The sequence below is a fragment of the Candidatus Thermoplasmatota archaeon genome, assembly GCA_034660695.1.
Classification (GTDB): Archaea; Thermoplasmatota; E2; order UBA202; family DSCA01; genus JAYEJS01.
Genome location: JAYEJS010000139.1, coordinates 1 through 4307, shown reverse-complemented (window position 1 = coordinate 4307; position 4307 = coordinate 1). Strand labels below are relative to the sequence as shown.

Here is a 4307-nt window from a genome sequence, read left to right as displayed (position 1 = left end):
CCAATACCACCTGTTTATCATGATAAGGATGACAGAATAAGGGTTCACATATTTCTATGTGTGATGGCACTCTCTTTTATTCGATTGATAAAAAAACAACTCCGAAGAGTTACTGTTAGTGACGAGCGACTCCTTGAAGAATTGAGAGACTTACAAGTAGCTCTAGTGAAAGATATTCGGACAGGTGATATTCAGTTGAAGGTAAAGGAGATGAGTCCTGTACAAGCTGCTGTTTTTTCGCAACTAGGACTAGATAGGTATATCAAAGTTATTTAGCAGCGAAAATTCTAAAATTTTACTACACTTTTACTGATGTAGAATCGATGATCTTTTAAACTTGAGTCTAATAGATGTAGAGGTATTTAACTTTAATCAAAAACTAATGTCTTTTACTATAATTAAAGTCGGGCCATCACGGAACTTATAAATTTTTATCTTGAAAAATTAGAATATAACCTTCACTCCAACGGCTCTACAATAACGAGGGATGGAAAATACTATTATGACCGTGCCTTGCCTCCAAAGTATTTTAATAAGAATTACCCATTTATTTTTGATGAAGGGTGGGTACATACTATGGTTTGATGAAATAGATTCTGATGATATTTCCCTAGTTGGGGGCAAAAATGCTTCCTTGGGTGAAATGTACGGAAAATTGTCCAAGGATGGGATAAAAATACCAAACGGGTTTGCCGTCACCTCCATTGCATACAAAAAATTTATGGAAGATTCTGGCGTAAGCGGGGAAATAAAAAAACTTTTAGATAGTATGGACACAAAGGATGTGAAAGATCTGAAAAAAAAAGGTGAAAGGATAAGAAATCTCATAAAAAATTCCCCGATGCCAAAGGATCTGGAGAAAGAAATAGTGAGGGCATACAAAAAAATGGAAGAAATGTACGGCGGGAATGTCGATGTCGCCATAAGGAGCAGCGCTACCGCCGAGGATTTGCCAACGGCATCATTCGCGGGGCAGCAGGACACGTATCTTAATGTTAAAGGGAAAGAAAACGTGATTGAAAGTATTATCAATTGCTTTGCATCCCTTTTTACGGATAGGGCCATTTCTTACAGGGAAGACCATGGATTTCGGCATCTGGATGTATACATCTCAGTCGGGGTACAAAAAATGGTGCATTCAGATCTAGCATGTTCTGGTGTCATGTTTTCCATAGATACCGAAAGCGGCTTCGAGAATGCAGTGTATATTACGGGAGTGTGGGGGCTTGGGGAGACCATTGTCCAGGGGGAAGTAAATCCGGATCAATTTTACGTATTCAAGTCAACCCTTAGGAAAGTTTTCAGGCCGATAGTGGAGAAGAAATTGGGAGATAAAAGAAAAATGCTCGTCTGTTCCGAGAATGGTACTGTAGAGAGGACTGTTTCTGAAAAAAAGAGGAACGAGTTTGTGTTATCTGATGATGAAATACTTCTTCTCGCAAAATGGGCATGCAGAATAGAGGAGCATTATGGAATGCCGATGGATATGGAATGGGCAAAAGATGGGAAAAGCAATGAAATTTTCATAGTGCAGGCCAGACCCGAGACGGTTCATTCAGCAAAAAAAGTAGATATGCTATGCACTTATAGGCTTCTGGAGAAAGGAAATGCAATTGCGAAGGGGGAAGCAATAGGAAGCAAGATAGGGCAGGGAAAAGCGAGGGTTATAAAAAATGCAAGTGAAATTGAAAAGTTCAGGAATGGAGAAGTGCTTGTAACGGGAATGACAGATCCGGACTGGGAACCGATAATGAAGATTGCATCCGCCATCGTGACCGACCGTGGGGGAAGAACGTGCCATGCAGCGATAGTGAGCAGAGAACTAGGCATACCTGCCGTTGTCGGCACAAATGATGCTACGTGTAAAATAAAAGATGGAATGCCCATAACGGCAGATTGTTCTGGAGGAGTTGGAAACATCTATGAGGGGTTGCTGAAATATAAAGTGGAGGAAATCCCCCTTGATAGCATACCAAACACAAAAACAAAGATAATGATGAATGCGGCCATACCTGAAAAAGCTTTTTTGCAGTGCCAGATACCGAATGACGGCGTAGGGCTTGCGAGAGAGGAATTTGTAATAAGCTCACATATTGGAATACACCCCATGGCACTGATAGAATATGATAAACTTAAAAAAATTGCCGATAAGGATAAAAAAATAATGGAAATCGTGAGGGAAATAGATAACCGCACCCTTTCATACAAAAACAAAGTGGAATTTTTTGTTGAGCAGCTCGCCATGGGAATCGGAAAAATTGCCGCAGGATTTTACCCTAATGACGTAATTGTCCGCCTCTCCGATTTCAAGACAAATGAATACGCCAGTTTAATCGGGGGGTATTTGTATGAGCCTGCTGAGAGCAACCCCATGCTCGGATGGAGGGGGGCTTCGAGATATTACGACAAAAAATTCAAGCCGGCATTCGAACTGGAATGCAGGGCCATAAAAAAAGTGAGGGACGAGATGGGACTGTCAAATGTAAAGGTGATGGTACCGTTCTGCAGAACCCCCGACGAGGGAAAAAAGGTCATAAAAACAATGGAAGAGTTTGGGCTTAAACAGGGTGAAAACGGCCTGGAAATTTATGTAATGTGTGAAATACCATCCAATGTTATTCTTGCAGATAAATTTGCAGATATATTTGACGGCTTTTCCATAGGCTCCAACGATTTAACCCAGCTGCTCCTCGGTCTTGATAGGGACTCTGACATTGTGGCAAATTTATTTGATGAGAGAAACGAGGCGGTAAAGAGAATGGTAAAGGAAGTAATAAAAATAGCAAAAGAACATGGGAAAAAAATCGGAATATGCGGGCAGGCCCCCTCAGATTTTCCGGAATTCGCAGAATTTTTAGTTGAATGCGGAATAGACAGTATTTCCCTCAACCCAGATACCGTCATAGAAACTAGATTGATGATAGCCGAAAAGGAAAGAAAACTCGGGATAAAGTAAGCCCGGCCCAATTTTCCCCTGATACAGCATCAGGATTTTATTGCATTCTCTATCTTTTTCACCAGCTTTTCTATTTTCTTCGTATTCTGCCTTTCGCCCTTCATTTCCATCTTCAGTTCGTCTAACCTGAGACGTATGGCTTCCTTGGAAAACTCTGCGACACTTGAATAACCAACTCTGGGATCTTCCACCACTGTCCTCCGTATCTCCTCATGAAGGGTTTTCGGTACGGAGATAGTACTGTACTTTAACATGATTTTTTATACAGAAACACATTATATAGTTTACCCTCTGCCAGAATAGCCCCGCCACCTGTTCCAAAGCAGCAATATATTTTTATTCGCCTGCATATTGGATGGCAATGAAACAGGACAGGATTTCAGGGGCGGCAGAGATTGAAGAAAAGGCTATTGGGGACATAAAGAAATACGTGGGCAGGGATGGGCTTTTTGAAAGATGCTACGAACTGCTGTCAGCCTATCCTTCGATGGCTTCCCTCTGGAACATTGCAAATCTCGCCTTTCTGTACGGCAAAGATGCGATAAAGCAATTCAATAGAATGGCGAAAGCGAATGAAAGGATTATTGAACATGGTGCAAGCGTGATAAAAGACAATGCTACAGTCCTCACATACAGCAGGAGCTCGACGGTATCCAGGATATTAAGAGCATGCGAAAGCAAGAATATCAGGGCCATATGCAGCGAATCCCGTCCGAAATATGAAGGAAGAAAGCTTGTCAGAGAATTGTGCGAGAGCAACGTCGACACCATCTTTACCACTGACATATCGCTCTTTTCGTATGTAGGCAAGGCGGACATGATTCTGATGGGTACGGATGCTATTCTTAAAAAAGGGACTATCAATAAAATAGGGACGGCAGCCCTCGCTTCCCATGCAAAGGGTACGGGAAAAGATGTGTATATGGCATCCTCGTCCCACAAAGCGTTTCCTTTTGTATTTATCAAGGAAGAAGGTAGAAAAGAAATATGGCAGGATTCGCCCGATAAAGTAAAAGTGAAGAATTTTTATTTTGATTTTACGCCAGTTAGACATGTAGACTACTTTATAACGGAAAAGGGAGTTTCACGGGCAAAACCCATCTTCAGGCATGAAGTAGCAAATGAGATTCTGGAAATAAAGGATAAGTTTGAATGTAGGTATCGTTTGGTTGAATAACGCCGGCATCCTCGGCAGTGCCATCGCTGAAAAGAGGAAACAAATAGACAGTAGATGACCAGCAAAATTTTTAGAAAAATTTGAATGCTTCCCACGGTTTAGGAAACCGTAGGGATGGGACAATGAAAGCAAAATTAGTCAATCGATTTACCAAATCGGTTGTTGTAAAAAAAC

General features: G+C 41.4%; 4 protein-coding genes. 3 read left to right on the top strand and 1 reads right to left on the bottom strand.

The features are described from left to right. Nucleotides 1-276 (top strand): IS1634 family transposase (locus tag U9O96_07460; GenBank protein ID MEA2054921.1); only part of this gene is annotated, 276 nt, incomplete at its 5' end. 280 nt (nt 277-556) lie between these two features. Further along, nucleotides 557-2956: a phosphoenolpyruvate synthase gene (ppsA, locus tag U9O96_07455; GenBank protein ID MEA2054920.1), complete on the top strand. Its 2400-nt coding sequence runs from the start codon at nt 557-559 to the stop codon at nt 2954-2956. Nucleotides 2957-2985: 29 nt separating this feature from the next. Here ppsA and U9O96_07450 read toward each other — a convergent pair whose 3' ends face one another. Continuing rightward, nucleotides 2986-3210 carry a hypothetical protein gene (locus U9O96_07450; GenBank protein ID MEA2054919.1) on the bottom strand — a complete coding sequence of 75 codons (225 nt, stop codon included), beginning with the start codon at nt 3208-3210 and terminating at the stop codon, nt 2986-2988. 107 nt (nt 3211-3317) lie between these two features. Between U9O96_07450 and U9O96_07445 the strand changes: the two genes are divergently transcribed. Then, nucleotides 3318-4133 carry a hypothetical protein gene (locus tag U9O96_07445; GenBank protein ID MEA2054918.1) on the top strand — a complete coding sequence of 272 codons (816 nt, stop codon included), beginning with the start codon at nt 3318-3320 and terminating at the stop codon, nt 4131-4133. Nucleotides 4134-4307: the final 174 nt, after the last annotated feature.